Source organism: Kitasatospora sp. NPDC056138 (assembly GCF_042264695.1).
In the GTDB taxonomy this organism is placed as follows: Bacteria; Actinomycetota; Actinomycetes; order Streptomycetales; family Streptomycetaceae; genus Kitasatospora.
Genome location: NZ_JBHJVK010000112.1, coordinates 1 through 15,757, shown reverse-complemented (window position 1 = coordinate 15,757; position 15,757 = coordinate 1). Strand labels below are relative to the sequence as shown.

The 15,757-nt window shown below is 68.2% G+C and carries 12 protein-coding genes; 4 read left to right on the top strand and 8 right to left on the bottom strand.

What is annotated here, in order from left to right; translation table 11 throughout:
- Positions 1-430: 430 nt before the first annotated feature.
- Together ACFC1R_RS36860 and ACFC1R_RS36855 are read right to left on the bottom strand one after the other, a co-directional pair.
- The gene (locus ACFC1R_RS36860; RefSeq protein WP_375946095.1) at positions 431-1,201 is read right to left on the bottom strand and encodes a hypothetical protein; all 771 of its coding nucleotides are present in this window, start codon (positions 1,199-1,201) and stop codon (positions 431-433) included.
- A complete protein-coding gene (locus ACFC1R_RS36855) occupies positions 1,185-2,414 on the bottom strand; it encodes a hypothetical protein (RefSeq protein ID WP_375946094.1) in 1,230 nt (409 codons plus the stop codon). Before ACFC1R_RS36855 ends, ACFC1R_RS36860 begins: the two co-directional genes overlap by 17 nt.
- Positions 2,415-2,527: 113 nt before the next feature.
- Here ACFC1R_RS36855 and ACFC1R_RS36850 point away from each other — a divergent pair, with 113 nt between their 5' ends.
- Together ACFC1R_RS36850 and ACFC1R_RS36845 are read left to right on the top strand one after the other, a co-directional pair.
- Positions 2,528-2,896, top strand: coding sequence for a hypothetical protein (locus tag ACFC1R_RS36850; RefSeq protein WP_375946093.1), 369 nt, complete (start codon positions 2,528-2,530; stop codon positions 2,894-2,896).
- A 4-nt stretch (positions 2,897-2,900) separates the two neighbouring features.
- Entirely contained in the window at positions 2,901-3,443 is a 543-nt protein-coding gene (locus tag ACFC1R_RS36845) for a GNAT family N-acetyltransferase (RefSeq protein WP_375946092.1), read from the top strand.
- Between the two features lie 322 nt (positions 3,444-3,765).
- Here ACFC1R_RS36845 and ACFC1R_RS36840 read toward each other — a convergent pair whose 3' ends face one another.
- From ACFC1R_RS36840 to ACFC1R_RS36825, 4 genes are all read right to left on the bottom strand, one after another.
- Positions 3,766-4,548: a class I SAM-dependent methyltransferase gene (locus ACFC1R_RS36840; RefSeq protein WP_375946091.1), complete on the bottom strand. Its 783-nt coding sequence runs from the start codon at positions 4,546-4,548 to the stop codon at positions 3,766-3,768.
- Positions 4,549-5,103: 555 nt separating this feature from the next.
- A complete protein-coding gene (locus ACFC1R_RS36835; protein ID WP_375946090.1) occupies positions 5,104-8,409 on the bottom strand; it encodes a tetratricopeptide repeat protein in 3,306 nt (1,101 codons plus the stop codon).
- Positions 8,410-9,556: 1,147 nt separating this feature from the next.
- Positions 9,557-10,063 carry an RICIN domain-containing protein gene (locus ACFC1R_RS36830; protein WP_375946089.1) on the bottom strand — a complete coding sequence of 169 codons (507 nt, stop codon included), beginning with the start codon at positions 10,061-10,063 and terminating at the stop codon, positions 9,557-9,559.
- Between the two features lie 890 nt (positions 10,064-10,953).
- Positions 10,954-11,247, bottom strand: a complete 294-nt coding sequence (locus ACFC1R_RS36825) for a DUF1330 domain-containing protein (protein WP_375946088.1) — start codon at positions 11,245-11,247, stop codon at positions 10,954-10,956.
- A 158-nt stretch (positions 11,248-11,405) separates the two neighbouring features.
- Here ACFC1R_RS36825 and ACFC1R_RS36820 point away from each other — a divergent pair, with 158 nt between their 5' ends.
- Positions 11,406-12,308 (top strand): LysR family transcriptional regulator, encoded by a 903-nt coding sequence (locus ACFC1R_RS36820; protein WP_375946087.1) that lies wholly within the window; start codon positions 11,406-11,408, stop codon positions 12,306-12,308.
- A gap of 699 nt (positions 12,309-13,007) precedes the next feature.
- Positions 13,008-13,727: a dienelactone hydrolase family protein gene (locus tag ACFC1R_RS36815; RefSeq protein WP_375946086.1), complete on the top strand. Its 720-nt coding sequence runs from the start codon at positions 13,008-13,010 to the stop codon at positions 13,725-13,727.
- A 10-nt stretch (positions 13,728-13,737) separates the two neighbouring features.
- On the opposite strand, the gene ACFC1R_RS36810 is transcribed toward ACFC1R_RS36815, so the two are convergent.
- Positions 13,738-13,893: a hypothetical protein gene (locus ACFC1R_RS36810; protein WP_375946085.1), complete on the bottom strand. Its 156-nt coding sequence runs from the start codon at positions 13,891-13,893 to the stop codon at positions 13,738-13,740.
- 691 nt (positions 13,894-14,584) lie between these two features.
- The gene (locus tag ACFC1R_RS36805; protein WP_375946084.1) at positions 14,585-15,682 is read right to left on the bottom strand and encodes an alpha/beta hydrolase; all 1,098 of its coding nucleotides are present in this window, start codon (positions 15,680-15,682) and stop codon (positions 14,585-14,587) included.
- Between the last annotated feature and the right edge of the window lie 75 nt (positions 15,683-15,757).

Below are 15,757 nucleotides of genomic sequence, written 5' to 3'. Positions count from 1 at the left end.
CCGACCGCTACCAGGTCGACGAGACGGGCGGCGCGTGGAGCGACAGTGGCCTGCCGTTGGTGATGCTGAAGGACTGAGGACGAGGCCCGCCCAGTAGGTAGGCACTCGGGTAACCCAGGGGCACGGGGGCTGCGCTACGCGGGAGGCGGCGGGCCGGTGCCGTCCGGACTCGCGCGGCTCGGCGCGCCCCTGTTGTCGCTGGTCGATGGCCCACTGGCGGAGCCTCATGGAAGCAGTGGTCGTGCAGATCAGTTCGTGGCGGTCGAACGGGGACAGCCCCGCCAGGCCCCGCAGGCACTCACTGGGGCACTCCCCGGCGGTGTGGCCCGGCGGCGTGGCCCGGCCGCACACTCCCGGCAGCATTCCCAGCGAATTCCGAACCGATCTTTCCGGACTGTTCTCCCGGAGGGTTGTTCAAAAGCCCTCTAGGTCAGACGGGCGGCATCAGATCGCTCTCGCTGATGGTGTACGTCAGCAGGGGGTAGATGAAGTCCGTTTCATTGTTCTCACGGCGCCGTAGTTGGTAAAACTCGCTCCTCTGCTCATCGTCGGCCGACCCGAGACGCGCACCCTCCGGGAGGTACACATGTCCGTCGCGAAACCGAACGAATGTTTTTGACGTTCGAAAGGTTACACCCAACCATTGGTTGTCCGTCGCCCGGACGGGCGCATCCAATACGATTTTGTGCCTGAGTCGCCGATTCGAGTCGACGGAAAACGTGACGATACTGTTGTGGGCGAGGGGAATCTCGAACTTCTCACCACCGGACTCCTTTGATTCGAAGATCAGCTTCCTCGGCGGGCTCGCTTCGGGATGCTGGTAGCAGGAGAAGACGGCGATAAACGACTCGTTGGCCAGATCGAGGGCTTGGTCGGAATGGCTGCCCATGGTTGTGTAAGCGTTCGTGTAGCTCTCGATGAGAGCGTTGTTGAAGCCGACCGAGATCGCCGCACGTTCTTGAATCTGTTGCGCCAGCCGTTCGTGCACCGCCCGGAAACGCTGCGCCGGACTGCTGTATCGAGTGGTAGTACGCACGAGAGGCACACCACCCGCCTCGTCGATCCTGGCAAGCACGGCGCCTTGCCGGCCTTTTCCTACGTCTTCCAAACGAGCCGACGCGGACAGCTCCGCAAAGAGATTCTCCTCGGTCGGCAAAGTGTACGAGAGGATCTCGTCCGAGATCCTAGACTCGGGGGGCAACGTAGTCTCCCGTGTTCATGCTGAAGAGAAATTCGTCGCCGTAGTCGATGAAGGACGAGGTCCTGTTCTCCTCGGCATACAGCCTGCGCAGCTCGTTCATGCCGGCCGGTGTGGGCGGCCCCAGCTCCACCAAGTCCCCGGCCACTTTGAGGAACGTGTGGCCGTTCTTGTGAACGGCTTCGGCGCTCGAACAGCGCACCACGTATCCCAGGCGGGTTGGGAGCAACTCGGCGTCCAACGTTGCGGGCCGGATTTCGTGCGTATACAGGCGATTGGTGGACAGCGGCATGAAGAACACGGAGCCGGGGTAGAGCGTCACGCTGAACTGCGGGGGGAGCACGACCCCGTCGGGTTCTTCGATCCGCTCCTTGAGGCGGAAGTGGAGTTTGGTCAGCCCGCTGGCACCCTTCACACCGTAGTCGAAGGCGTCTTCGGCCAGGGGCTGCAGCTTGTCGAGCCGGTCATAGAAGGTGCAGAAGGCCATGATGCCGTTGACGGGCATGTCCTTGGTCTTGTCGGCATGGGCCGAGATCTTGGCCTTGGACTGCTTGCGCTCGGCCGTGGCAAGGGTGTTGTGGTAGATCTGAGCGAGGACGTGATTCAGCGGTGCCTGGTTCCGGAAGACGGCGGCGGCCTCGCGGTTCAGAGCCTCGACGATGCCCGTGTCGGTCGGGCGAAAGCTCTCGGTCGGCCCCGAGAGATTCGTGGAGCACCGAAGCAGGCGGAAATGCAGTTCGTCACCGTTTCGCGTGACGGGCGTCAGATAGATTCCGCTGCGATGGGCTGTTCCGGGCTTGGTGGACTCCGTCAGGGACTGGAACGCGTGCTCCGCACGGATCCGTCCGAAGTGATCGGCGCCGAGTCCGAAAAAGCGGCGGTAGTACACACCGACGCCGTGTACGCGGATGGGAACTCGGCCGAGGTCGACGAGGGTCCAAGGTTTGTCGGCGTCCTCGTGGTAACCGTGTGACAGCTCCCGGACAACGAATACCCGGGCAGCCGCATGCAGCTGGCGGCTGCCGATCCCGGATATATCACCACACAGGTAGACGGTCTTCTGCGCGAGGTCGGGCGAACCGGAAGCAAGGTCCTCCGGCGTGATCACGGACCCGAAGAAGTCCCTGATCAAGTCATTGTCTTGCAGCATCGAAGGCGCAACCAAGATGTTGCTCGCATCCTCGATGCAGGCTTCTGTCAGCTCTGTCGTGTACATCAAACGGCACCTGCCATTCGCAGATCTTGGTGAATTTCTCAAAACCGTGGACATGGCAACGGCCCGCACTCTTTCATTTGCGTTGCGAAGCGCAAACGAAAGGAGACGGACCGTTGAACCTTGATGCTCTCACGGGGCTCGACAGCGGGCAACGGGTTCTGCTGTACGGGCGGTGTGCAGAGCTGCTCGGCGAGGTCGTGAGGCCGGGCGGACGGCCCGCGGCGATCGGGCTGTACCAGTCGGTGATGCTGGTGGTCTGCCTGATGCACAAGAACCTCATGCAGGGGGTCGCGGGTGCGGCCTTCGGTGTCAGCCAGTCCACGGTCAGCCGCCGCTGGGACCTGCTGAGGCCGATCGTCCGGCGGGCCGTCGCGTCCTTCATCCCGCGCCCGCGGGATATCGCCGGAGCCGGAGCGCTGCCAGGGCGTGTATCGAAAGTTCCTGGTGAGGATGGCGGAGAGCCCATTTGCGATCCAGAATGATTGGATGGTCACGCTTGAGACTCCCCGTTTGATCCTGCGTCGCTGGCGCGAGGAAGACGTCGCGCCCATGACTGCCATCAATGCCGACCCCGAGGTCATGCGGTGGATCCGTGACGGCAGCGTCCGTGACGAACAGCAGACCCGTGGCGGGATCCGGGCGTGGGAGAGCGAGTGGGAGTCACAGGGCTTCGGCCTGTTTGCCGTGGAGATCCGGTCCACTGGCGAGCTGGCCGGGTTCACCGGCCTCTCGGTGCCCGACTTCTTGCCGGAGGTACTGCCGGCGGTCGAGGTCGGCTGGCGGCTGGGACGTTCCCACTGGGGGCAGGGCTTGGCCACCGAGGCCGCTGCGGCCGCTGTACGGTTCGGCTTCGAACAGCGAGGGCTGGAGCGGATCGTCAGCATCACTCAAGTGGGCAACGACGCCTCCGAACGGATCATGACCAAACTGGGGATGCGTCCGGTCCGTGAGACCGTCAATCCCACCGGCGGTCGGCGAGTACGGGTGTTCGAGTTGTCGTCGGACCAGTACGTCACAACCACTCGTTGATGGCGGCAACGAGAACGGTAGCCTCGTAGCGGACCGCGAGTTTGCCGTACCTGGTGGGTGCGGCCCTTGGGCCGGTGGAACCGTCACCGGCTGAAGTGCTTCACCGGGCCGGCCTCTCCGGCCCTGGACACGACGGTAGAAGCTGCCGCAACGGCAACTTCAAGCCCAGACGCGCAGATGCACGGCAGCGATCCCTGCCACCGGCGAACGACGGCCGCAGTCGGCCGGCGAGGAGGGACTCGGTGCTGTCCGCTCTGACCGGCAACGTTCAACGGCTTGCGATAGATGAATGGAGAGACCGGGGACGGAACCGATGTCCGGACTACCGCGCGCAGTCAGCGCGCTGTGCGGTGAGCACGGGCTGGTAGTACCCGCTGGAGGCCGGACTGTGCCAGGTGATGTCGGTGAAGCCGGCCTCAGCCACGAACCCGGTCAACTGCGAGCGTGTCAGCGCCCAGTAGGTACTCCGGCGGACTCGGACCTTCCAGCTGTTCTCTGCGGGGGTGAGCTGGAAGTGCTCCAGGTCGTAGTGCTCGCCGTCCTCGTGCCAGTGCCACAGCTGGAAGGTGATCACCTGGCCGTCGCGTGTGTCCGAGACCTGGGGAGGTGTCGCTGTGGGCCTGGTCCGGCGCGCCTCGTCGTAACCCCGGACAGTGAGCATCAACAGTCCGTCGTCTCGGAGCACCCGTCTCATGCCGAGGAGCGCCGTCCGGAGATCTCGCGTGGAGAGCAGGTGCGGGAGCGAGTTGTCCGCGCAGAGCACGACGTCGAAGACCCCGTCCTTGAACGGCAGTCGGCGCATGTCGGCTGCAGCTGCCGGAAGCCGGCTGCCTCGGGCCGCCGCCTCGGCAGCGGCCCGCACGACGGCGACCGGGCTCAGGTCACTGCCGACGACCTGGTGCCCGGCCGAGGCCAGCCCGATCGCCTGGGTACCGATCCCGCACGAGCAGTCCAGCACGGTATGCGGTCCCGCTCCAAGACACAGGCTGACAAGACCGTCCAGCACCTCGGCCTGGTACGCCATGCTCGCGTCCCAGTCCCGGAACATCAGGTGGTAGTCGTGGGCCAAGTCGTCGTAGAAATCCCGCACGGAGAACTCGGACATGCACCCCACCGTAGTGCGTGGTCGCCAGAGGGACGGGCAGTTCAGGATGCGGCTTCCGCTGAGGGCCGCCGATGCCTGCTCCGGGGTGTGGCCGGCGGCCGTCAGGAGCTGGGTCAGCAGGGTGCGGCCGTAGCCGTGCACCGGGTCCTCCTCGAAACGGTGCGGGGCGGCCCGGCGTGCCGCCCGACCGGATGGGCCCCCGGCCTGCCGGAGGCGGCGAGGCGCCCGCTCCGGGCCCGCGCCCGGCCGGACGCGGGCCCCGGTCAACAGCCTGTCCCCACCGAACTGCTCGGTCTCTTCCTCGAACCCCGAGCCCAGCCCGCGGACGGCGAGCCGCCGCACACCCCGGGACAGCACCACGATCTGCCCGGCCCGCACCGGTCGTCCCGGCCTCCACTGCGGGCGGGCCCGCCGCCAGGCCGCCCTGCGCCGGCGCCGCCTGGCCGAGCAGGCCCCGCGGCTGCGGGAGGAGGCCCGGGAGCTGCTGGAGGGCATCGACCCGGAGCCGGCCGCCGAGGTCCGGGAGCGCCCGGTCGCGGTCCCAGCTGATGCCCGTCAGGGCTTCCCGGTAGGCGACTGTGTCCGCTGTTCCCACGCCACGTCTCCGAGGCCGGCTAGAGCGCGGGCCTCCTGTAGGGGAGATCCGACGGTCCTGGCGAGTTCGAGAGCCTTCATGTGCTGAATGCGGGCCTCCTCGGGGTTGCCGGTTTCAGCGAGGAGGTGGCCGAGGAAGTTGTGGGCCTGCGCCTCACTGCCGGGGTCGGGTATCTCACGGCAGAGCTCGGCGGACAGCCGCAGGCTCTCGGCCGCGTCGTCGTACCGGCCCAGTGCGCGCTGGGCGTCGCCCAGTTGTGCGAGTGCGCGGGCTTCGCCGGGACGAAAGCCCAGTTCACGGTAGGCGGCCAGGGCCTCGCTGAGGGTGGCGACGGCTGCGGCGTGGCGGCCGGTGTCATGTTCGATGCCGCCCAGGTAGGCGAGGGCGTTGCTCGTCCCGCGCCGATTGCCGATCGAGTGCTGCAGCTCGCGCGCAGCGCGGATGGTGGTGGCAGCCTCTGAGTACCGACCGGTGGCCTGTTGGACCAGGCCCAGGCCAGTCAGTGCGTTGGCCTCACCCAGCCGGGAGCCGAGAACACGGTTGAGTTCCAGCGCCTCACGGTGAATTGCCTCCGCCGATTCGTAGTTGCCCAGCAGGCACTCGACGTTGCCGAGTCCGCTGAGCACGTTTCCGCGGCCGAAGTTGTTGTCCAGGCTCCGGTAGAGCTCCATCGCTTCACGGCAGTGGGCGGCGGCGTCCACGTACGGGCCGGTCACTTCCATGATGGTGCCCAGACTGAAGAGGGCGTTCGCTTGGCCAAGTCGGTTGCCGAGGGCACGGCACAGCTCCAGGGTCGACTGGAGGTGCTCGACGGCCTCGTGGCGCCGCCCGGAGAGCTGGAGGCCATGGCCGAGGCTGATCAAGGTGTGCGACTCACCGAGGCGGTCGCCCAGCTCTCGGTGGAACACGAGCGCTTCTTGGAGCAGCTCGGTGGCCTCGGTGTAGCGTCCGGCGAGGAACTGGGTGTGGGCGAGGCTGCTCAGCGCGTTCGCCTGGCCCCGGCGCTCTCCCAGTTCGCGGTACAGCTCCAGGGCCTGGAGCAGGTCCCGCGACGATGGCTCCGTCTGCCCGGCGAGCCCCCAGACTACGCCTCGGTTGGTGAGTGAGTCGGCCTGGCCGAGCCGGTCGCCGGTGCGCAGCGCGGTGTCCAGGGCGGTCTGGTGGAGGATGTGGGCCTGCTGCCAGTGGCCTTGGCTGCGGAGGAACTCGTGCATGGCGGCGGGTATGCGGATCGCGTGCTGCGGTCGCTCGTGGGCCGCGGCGAACTCCACGGCGGCGTGCAGGTTGGCTCGTTCAGCCCGCAGCCACGCGATCGCGAGCGCCGGGGTGGACAGGTCGGGTCCGTTGGCCGACGGCTGCGTTGCGGCGGGGGTGTAGCGGGCGAGGTGGCGGTTGGCCGTGTTGGTGGCGGCCAGGTAGTGATCCAGTAGCCGCTCGACGGCAGTTTCACGGACTGTCGGCTCGTCGGCGGCGGCCAGCGCCCGTGCGTGCTCGCGGATCAGGTCGTGCATGCGGTAGCGGCCGCGCACCGGTTCGTCGATCAGGTGGTGGTCCTCCAGCATTTCCAGCCATCGCCGGGCAGTGGGGAGGTCAGTGCCGTCCAGCGCGGCGGCGGCGTAGGCGTCGATGTCGTCACCGGGGTGCAGGCCGAGCCGCCGGAACAGCCGCTGCAGGTCGGGGCAGAGGCCTCGGTAGGACAGGTCGAAGGCGGCGGCTACTGAGGTCCTTTCGGCACTGAGAGCGGCCAGGCGGCCGGTAGCCACGGTCAGATCTGAGATCAGATCGGCCACCGACCATGACGGATGGTGCCGCAGGCGACCCGCCATGAGCCGGATGGCCAGCGGCAAATACCCGCACAGGCGTACCGTCTCGACGACCGATGGATCGTTCGGCGACAGCCCACTTCGAGCGGCCTCGGCCGTGAAGAGTTGAGCGGCCTCCTGTGGGGGCAGGACGTTCAGCGTGATGGGCAAGGCGTCCTCAAGATCCACCAGCCTGCGACGGCTCGTGACCATCACCAGTGTGCCGGGTGCTCCAGGAAGCAAGGGCCTCAGCTGCTCGCTGCTGAGGGCGTCGTCGAACAGCACCAGCATCCTCTTGCCGGCCACCTGACTGCGCCACAGCCCGGCCCGAGCCGACAGGTCGGAGGGGATCTGCTGCGGCGCCACCCCGATGGCCAGCAGAAGCATGGTCAGGGCGTCGGCCGGCTCGACGGCAAGTGTGCCCGGGGTGTGGGCGTGCAGCGGCAGGAAGATCTGGCCGTCGGGGAACTCGCAGGTCAGACGGTGAGCGCAATGGATGGCGAAGGCGCTCTTGCCGACGCCCGGCATGCCGTCGACGGCGTGGATCCCCACCACTCCACCTGTTGCGCTGCCGGCACGGCACGTTGCGAGGACGAGGTCGATTTCTTCGTGGCGTCCGGTGAAGGAGGAGATGTCCCGGGGCAACGAGGCGCTCACCACGGAGGCCGTCCCGGACGGCGTTTCCCGGGTGGGCTGTGGTGTGGGCACAGCGACGTTGCCGGAGGCGTCACCGGAACCAAGAATCTCCTGGTGTACGCCCTGAGTGGCCCGGCTCGGATCGATGCCGAGTTCATCGGCGAGAGCGCGGTGCAGGGCGCGGTAGACCTCCAGAGCCTCTGCGGTGCGGTCCGTGCGGTGGAGTGCGATCATCAGCTGCCGGTGGAATGCCTCCCGGAAGGGATGTTCGGCGGCCAAGGCCGCGAGATCGGCACTGATTCCCTGATGCCGACCAAGGTTCAGCTCGGCATCGAAGTGCCATTCCAGGGCCTGCAGACGGGCTTCACGCCAGTGTTCGCGCGGTGCCCGCGCCTCATCGAGGTCAGCCAGCTCGGCCAGCGGTTCGCCCTGCCACAGTTCCAGCGCCGCAACCGTCTCGTGGCGGACGATGTCCCAGTCCTGGCCCAGAAACGCAGTCTGGGCCCGGGCCAGGTGGTGTTTGAAGACCTGGCAGTCCAGCTCGTCGTCGTCGACCTTCAGCAGGTAGCCCAGCGGTGTCACCGAGAGCCGCTGGCCCGTGTCGTCGGACAGCACACGCCGAAGCCGTGCCACCAGATTGTGCACGGCGGCAGCGCCCGAGGCCGGTGGGTTCTCGCTCCACAACGCGTCCTGCAACCGGTCCGTCGGGACGGGCCGGTTCGCATGCAGGAGCAGCACTGCCAGCAACGAGCGGAGCTTCACACCGCTCACAGTGATCTCTGCGAAGCCATCACGGACACTCAGCTGACCGAGCACGCTGAACTGCACTGCACCTCCTGTTTGATCTCTGCGGCATGTTAGCTCCATGACAGGCGCGCCGAAGATGATCCTTCCATCGGGCCGACACACGGGCCCGGTATTCGGCTGCCGGCCGTCAGACAGCAGCGCCGCAGCACGTGCGGCCATCGCACTGCGGACACGGGGGTTCCGCAGTGCGATGCGCTGCGACGCCGGCAGCCGTGTCCCTCGTCACAGCGGAGACGGGGAAAACGTGGACGTGAAGCGCCACCTGGCGAAGATCGGTGCGGTGCTGGCGGTGCCGGCGCTGATGCTGGCCACCAGCTCACCGGCACACGCGAGCGAGAGCTACGTGACCCGGTAGAACCGGGCGACAGGCGGATGTCTGACCACTGACGACAGCGGCACAACGGCTCGTCGCCGTTGAGTCCGGCGTCCTTGCGGATCTCGACCAGCCGGTAGGCGAGGGCCTTGCGGGCCTCGATGACGCCGACCGGCGGGGCAGCCAGGCCGCACCGCTGGAGCGGCTCCGCGTCGACCGACAGCTCGAAGGGGCCAGAGTTGGCCTCTCGGCTGGGCCTGGAGCGGGTCCCGGCGAAGGTCGAGGGTGTGCGGTCAAAGGCGAAGCGGCTGGTGGAGCGGTGCTGGCTGGCCGAGGAGCGGCCCGGGGTGTTCACGCCGCGACGGGCAAGCGGGTGACCTTCTGGTCCTGGTAGCGGGCGAGGCAGCGTCCCATGAGCAGGCCCGCGCCCGCTCGGGGTGGTCGGCCGCGTTTCCGTGCAGGTGCGCGGGACAATCACACGTAACAGAAGGCGAGTTGGACTTCGCTGGCGCGATCGCGTGCAACTGCGGCAACAGGATCTCCCGGAACGTCTCAGGCTTCAACACCCACGAGATGCGCCAGGGACCCTGTCCTCACTCCCGGGTTGCGACAGGATCACCCGACCGGGAACCCTCATTCGAACGCCAAGCGAACCACTCGGTTCGACAACGACTCCTTACCCGGGCGCATCCCCGACTCCGGAGCCGGGGATGCGCTGAACGCCCGCCGTGGCGGCCACCACCAGGTGGCGCCGCCATTCAACCTCGCAGTAGCGCTGCGATCCGGGACGACCTGCAGGCGGCCGTCGACCCTGGTGGACCGGAGTGCGGCAGCCCGGTCAGCCGGTCGTGGCGGTCAGTTCCAGAGCTGGTCGGCGGCGTCGTTGCACGGCCACTGGATGATCGACGCGCCCCAGGACATGCTGCCGCCCTGGTCGCTCATGCACATGTTCGAGTTCTTGTTGATCAGGTGGATGGGCCCGGTGTCACTGCCGCTGTGGTACCAGATCTGGTTCGCACCCCCGTGGCAGGCCCACTGCCCGAGCTGGGCCCCCGCGACGGTGGTCCAGCCGGGCGCCTCCAGGCACTTCCCGCTCCCGTTGACAATCTCGAAGCCGTCACTGGCCGGCACGAACGACCATGCCTGGTCGTCGTTGTGGTTGCACTCCCACTGGATGGCCGGCGTCCCGTCGCTGCTGCCGCCCCCGGATATCCCGAGACAGAGCCCCGACTTCTGGTTCTGCAGCCCCGTCCCGGTTGCCGCAGAGGCGCTCGGCTCCATCGCCACCGTCGACGAGATCACCAGCGCGAGCAAGCAGCCCGCCGTTCTGGCCGCCCGCCCGAAGCTGAAAGTCTTGTGCATGCCTCTCCCCAGTGTGAACATCTGCTCGAATGAGAACTGACACTCTGCCATAACTGCTGTTCATGGTGCCGATCCCCCCGGACCACATCCCTTTTGACACCATGTCCGTGCCGGTCGCGGCCGCCCTGTGTGGCGTCAACGCGAGCGTGCTGTCCAACGAGCTCGCCGACGGCAACACCATGAGGAGCAGCCCGCGAGTACCCGTCAGCACCCCGACCACGACCACCAGGACGACGACCACGACCAGCTCGACGGGCCCGGCCAGGCCGACGACGCCGGGCGTGCGGCCCGGACCGCGTACGCCCCCGGTTCGGACGGTCGCCCGCGTTCCCGAACCGATGAGCGAGGCAGTCACACGACCGGGCAGCCGAGTTGGACTCCATCGACGCGGCAGCGCAAGACTGTGACACAAGGGCCGCCTGATGCTCGGGCTTCGACAACCACGAGCCGAACAGGAGGCCCTGCTTTCATGCGCACACCGGCTGGAGATCACCAACCGAGCCGCCCCGTTCGAATCGATGTCCACCGTGATCGGTACGACAACGGCTTCTCAACCTCGCAGACGAGATCGTCCTGGCCCATGACCAGCACCTGGGTCCGGTTGAGGCGCATCTCCACGAGGCGACGACGCCCACGAGCCGGGACGCCTCGACTCTTGTCTAGGGTGAATCGCCGTTGTGACAGGTCAGAGCTTGATCGCCGTGTCAGGCAAGTCAGGCAAGTTGCTCGACGTTGGGTAGCGCGGCGAGCCGCCGACAGGGATCAGGCCGTCGAGGACGTCGACGACGAACTGGGACGCGGGGCATCGCTTCGAACTCGTCTCGTGAGTCGTCGTTCAGCACCGTGTGCGTTTCAGGTGACGGATGCTCAGCGATGGCTGGGCCCGCCGGTCAGTCGATGCCTTCGATGATGCGGAAGTCGCGCTCGACGCCGTCGGGGAGGGCCACCAGCGCCTTCTGGTATGCCTCGCTCTCGTAGGCTGCGACGGCCTGTTCAAAGCCGTCGAACTCGATCAGAACGACGCGTTGCGTGATTCCGGCCTCGTGGGCGACGACTCGACCGTCACGGGACAGGACGCGCCCGCCCTCAGCCCGGACAGCCGGACCGGCCAGCTTGTTGTAGGCAGTCAGCCTCTCAGGGTCGGAATTGGCGGGGTAGACACTGACCCAGTAGCCCTTGGCCATGGAAACCTCCTGTGTTCGGCCGGACACGTCCGACTTCGAATTGACACTCAGATCGATCGATCCCGGCATTCGCAGGTTAGGGCTTGATGTGCGGTCGAGGGAAAGACCGGTACGGGATAGACTCAGAACGGATCGTTATCAATCGGCAGGGAGGGCACGTGGCGCCGGATACGGTGAGCCTGCGGTACTTCCTGGTGCTGGCACAGGAGTTGAACTTCACCCGCGCGGCCGCACGGATCGGTATCGCACAGCCCGCACTCAGCGCCCGGATGCGCCGGTTGGAGGCCGAACTCGGTACGGCCCTGCTGGTCCGCAACACGCGTAACGTCGTATTGACGACGGCCGGTGCGGCTTTGGCGGAGTCCGCGCCGCCCGCGCTGGCCGCGCTGGACCGGGCATGGGACACCGCCCGGAGCGCGGCGGCCGGTGAACTGGGCACGCTGCGCATCGGATACAGCCTCAGCGCCGGGGCCGAGACGGCACCGGCATTGGTGGACAGGCTGATTCGCGACAACAGCGGACTCGAGGTCGGCGCGGTCCCGATGGCGACACCGGAGATCTCCCCCGCGGTCGCCGACGGCCGCATCGATGCCGGGATCACCCGCGGTGAACAGCCGGGCCGTGGCGTGCGCCGGTTCCTGCTGCGGCGTGCGCGCGTCGGGGTCCAGCTGGCGCAGCACCATCCGCTGGCCGAACACCCGGAGATCGAGATCGCCGACGCGGCCGCGTATCCGCTGCGACTCCCGGACCGTGCGGCCAACCCCGTGATCCACGATCAGCTGTCCGCACTGTTCCGAGACACCCGACCACACCCCCGGTTCCACACGCCCGCAGTCTCTTTCGACATGTCTCAGCGCGACCTGCGCGACGGGGTCACCCTCGCCCCGGCCGGAGAAGCCGCGGCCACGGCACAACCGGCCGGTCTCACCTGGCGACCGCTGCGGGGCGCGCCCAGCCTGACGATCCACCTGGTCCTCCCACGCGAGCAGTCGCCACTACACCGCCGCATCCGTGCCGTCGCCAAAACCCTGGCGCACGAGCTGCACTGGCTGCCGGACTGACGCGCAAGAGGTCAAGCGAGACGGACGTCTGCGGCGGCAAGGCCGAAGACCCTGCGCCCGGCGGACTTCGCGGTGATGACGACGACGGCGGTCTTGCTGAATGTCCGACACGACCTCGCTACGCCGACGAATCAGCATCCGAAAGCCTGAGCACGAACGCGCCTTCGAGGTACCTGCCGAGCGGCTGTACCAAGCACTCCAACGGACCCGAGCCGACTGGGCTGCCGACTGCGCGCGATGGCACCGAGACCACGAACTTGCCTAACAGACCCTTGGATATCGGTCAGGCAAGTTCGCTCCGGAGTACTTGCCTGACTTGCCTGACACCTGCTGTGCACCCTGGATAACGCCGTGAGTCGGCACGAACTCGAGGGTCGACCTCCGCAGAGCACAGCATCCGACCCGTGGGTTCCCGCTGAAGAGTGGCCAGTTTCCCTGAACCCACGGGGCTCTGGCGGCGCCTGGAACATCGGTACAGCGGCTATCGGTGAGAACGATCATGCATCCGGCCACGGAGCCTCCGCAAAAACCCGTTGGCGGACCACGGCGACCACTGCTACTTTTCCGGAGGCCGTGCGAGAGAACGAGGAGGTGGTACCCGTGAACGCAGTATCGACATGGGTGCTCCCCTCCGGGGTCACGGTCGGGCGATAGGTCGTCCGGGAGCGCCGCTCAAGAGCACTCCCGAAAGGCACGACCATGCACTTCACTTCCGAACAGCATCTCGACGACGGCGTCCTCGAACGCGAATTCACCCTCGGCCAGATCCCCGGCACCCTGTGGACGCCTGGATCCGCACCGGCCCCGCTGATCCTGATGGCCCACAACAACGGCCTACCCAAGGGGGAACCCCGGTTGGTGGCCCGGGCCCGGTACTGCGCGGCGCACGGCTACGCGGTGGCCGCCATCGACACCCCCGGGTGCGGTGACCGGCCCCGTTCCGCCACCGACGAACAGGCCCGCGCCGACCTCCGCCGGGCGATGCAGGCCGGCGAGCCGGTCGACGAGATCTTCGAGTCCTTCGTCGGCCCGCTGGTCGAAAAGGCGGTCCCGGAGTGGCGGACCACCCTGGACGCCCTCCTTTCGCTGCCCGAGATCGGCGGCCCGGTCGGGTACTCGGGGTGGGCCGCCGTCGGCATTCGGCTGGCGGTGGTCGAACCGCGCATCGCGGCCGCCGGTCTCTTCGCCGGCGGTTACGTGCCCCGCGCCCAGCGCGAGGAGGCCCGGCAGGTCACCATTCCGCTGCTGTTCCTGCTGCAGTGGGACGACGAAGGGAACCCCCGGCAGCGGGCCCTGGACCTGTTCGACGCCTTCGGCACCAAGGAGAAGACGCTGCACGCCAACACGGGCGGGCACACCGGCACCCCGTGGTTCGAGGTGGAGGACGGGGACCGGTTCTTCGGCCGGCACCTGAAGTGAGGCCGGGCCGTCAGGCCGGCAGCAGACGATAGGAGCTGTCGGCCAGGACTCCGCTCATCGAGGAGAGGACCCGGCCCTCCTCGATGACCGTGGCCGGCAGATGCCACCCCGACCGGCCGGTACCGACCATCGGCGGTACCGGCCGGTCGGGGCGGCGCTCGGCCACCAGCGCAGCTCACGACCGAAGAGGCAGACCTCCGCCAACGACTTCAGACCCATCCCCACCCGAACGCGGAGACCTCCACCCACGAACCGTGGTCGTTCTCACAGACCGCTCCGGCGGCACCCGCGTCGCCGAGGCCGAAAGGGCCGGCCCCGGCAACCAGGGCCCTGGCTGATCGGCCTCCTGCCGTTCCGCAGGCGCATCGGGGGTCAGGGCCGCGTTCCCGGTGCGGTTTTCCGCGCTGGGAACGCGGCGTTCATGCGTGTGCTCGGAAAGCCCTTGTTCCTCGATGGTTTCCAGGGGCGGACCGGGCAGGCCGGGGCAGGCCGGGCGGGAAGCGGGCTGGCGCCGACCGGCATCTGGTCGGTGAGGAGGGCGGTCGGGTCGGCGAGGGCCGGGACGCTGTCGGTGGCACCCGCCATCGCGGTCCACAGCACCGGGTGGGCCACAAGCAGGGCCCAGACCTCCTGCTCGGCCCCGGCCGAGGCGCGGCAACCGCGTCTGTGGTGACGAGTGGTCAGGTCGCTCGTCGGCCTGCTCGCGGGTGGGGGATCCGCGACGGGCTCTCGTCATCGACCGGACGGCCCGGCCGACTCGCGGGGTGACCTCATGGGAGCAGCGGCCCGCCGGCCCGAGACAGCCGAACTGCCAGGGCCAGCGGGGCCTGCCGTGCACCGGTCGGAGAGCGGGCCGGCTATTCGGCCGACTTCCAGGGGCGGGCGAACTCGTGCAGCGCCGTCTCGGCGGCCGGGGCGAGCATCCGGTCGTTCACCGGTGTGCCGGCCGGATGCAGGAAGTGGTCCAGGCCGTCCAGGGTGCGCAGGCCCGAGCCGGTGGCGTGCGTGCGGGCGAGTGCGGCGAGCAGCGGCGTCGTGGTCGCGCAGGGCACGTTGGTGTCCTCGGTACCGCAGGTGACCGTGACGCGGGTGCCGGGGCGGATAGCCCGGGCGACGTCCGGCGGGTAGACGGCGTCGTCGCTGCGGACGAAGCGGGCGTTGTTCGGGCCGAAGAGCGCGTTCAGCAGCGAGGCGAGCGGCGGCAGCAGAGCACTCGTGTCGGTGGGGCGTCCGGCCCGGAAGTCGGCGATGGCGGCGGCCACGCCCGACTTGTTCGCCTGGGTCACCGGCTCGGTCAACTGCCCGGCCGCCGCGGCCTGGTCGAGCTGGGTGTCGAGCTGGGCGGCCAGGAGGTCCAGCAGGCGCTCGTCCTGCGGGGCGAGCAGTGCGAGGCCGGCCGGCGCGGGCCGTACCGTCCGGGCGAGGAGCAGCGCCTGCAGTCCGCCCTCGCTGTGGCCGACGACCAGCAGGGCGTGCGGGTCGGTCTCCGGCTGGTCGCGCAGGGTGGTGTAGGCGGCTGCGGCCTGGCGGGTGAAGGCGGCGAGGTCCAGCCGGCCGGGGTCGCCCTGGTAGGCGCCGGCTCCGGTGCTGCCGGTGAAGTACTTGTCGAAGCGCAGCGTTATCACGCCGTCGGCGCCGAGGGTGCCGGCTATCAGCGCCAGGGTCCCCGGGGTGAGCTGGGGCGGCTCGTCGCCGTTGCGGTCCGTCGGGCCGCTGCCGGGCAGTAGTAGGGCGGCGGCGAGGTGGTGGCCGGCCCGGTGGGCGGGCACGTGCAGGGTGCCGTAGGCGGTGGTGCCGTCCACCGTGAACTGCACCGCGCGGTCTGCGGCGGGGACGAGTGCGGCCGGTGCGGCCGCGTTCGCGGCGGGCGCGCCCAGTCCTGTCACGGTGACCGCGGCCAGTGTGACGGTGATCGCTAAGGTGCTCCAACGCATATGTTCCATACCCTTCTTCATGGGTTGTTCGGATCATTCGTAAGATCGGGACGCCCAGGGGTGCTGGGCGTGGCTGTCATGTGTTAGCCGATGTTG